The following is a 470-nucleotide window of genomic DNA, read 5'->3' as shown; positions in this document are numbered from 1 at the left end:
TTCTCTTGAATAGGTTTTACCTGTAGGAACATAACCACCAGGTTTCACTGTCTTTAGAAAATAACCTTCATCATTGTTTGATTTAAGCATTACAACGTCTCTCGAATCTCTGTCAATGAAAAGCACAATTCCTTTATGGGGCAAAACTACGCCCACCTCTTCAATTTCGTCCCCTATCCGGATCCACTTGAGGGCATTTTTATTTTTAATCCGTTCCCATAATAAAAGAATTCCAAAACTAAGACTTATACCAATTGTAAAAAAACCAATAAATGTAAAAAATGCCATCGCTAAAACTCCTTTACTAAAGACGCATTATAATCAAGCTCTTGCACAACTCCAAAGCTCGGCATAAATATCAGCTCGGCTTGTGTGCCTTCCCCACCACTGCGTCCCTTCTTGATTTCGATGACTGCGGTTTTGTCAGCAGAATCAAACGCCAGTAATGCCGCAGCATCTTCTAAAATAGC

The 470-nt window shown here is 39.4% G+C and carries 1 protein-coding gene and 1 pseudogene; both read right to left on the bottom strand.

What is annotated here, in order from left to right:
- Window positions 1-288 (bottom strand): hypothetical protein (locus MFLO_RS14325; RefSeq protein ID WP_036098749.1); only part of this gene is annotated, 288 nt, incomplete at its 3' end.
- A gap of 2 nt (window positions 289-290) precedes the next feature.
- Window positions 291-470, bottom strand: a pseudogene (locus tag MFLO_RS15815) (DnaB-like helicase C-terminal domain-containing protein); the annotation flags it as partial.

Origin of the sequence: Listeria floridensis FSL S10-1187 (assembly GCF_000525875.1) — a bacterium.
GTDB classification, from domain to species: Bacteria; Bacillota; Bacilli; order Lactobacillales; family Listeriaceae; genus Listeria; species Listeria floridensis.
This window is presented reverse-complemented; position numbering and strand designations above follow the sequence as displayed.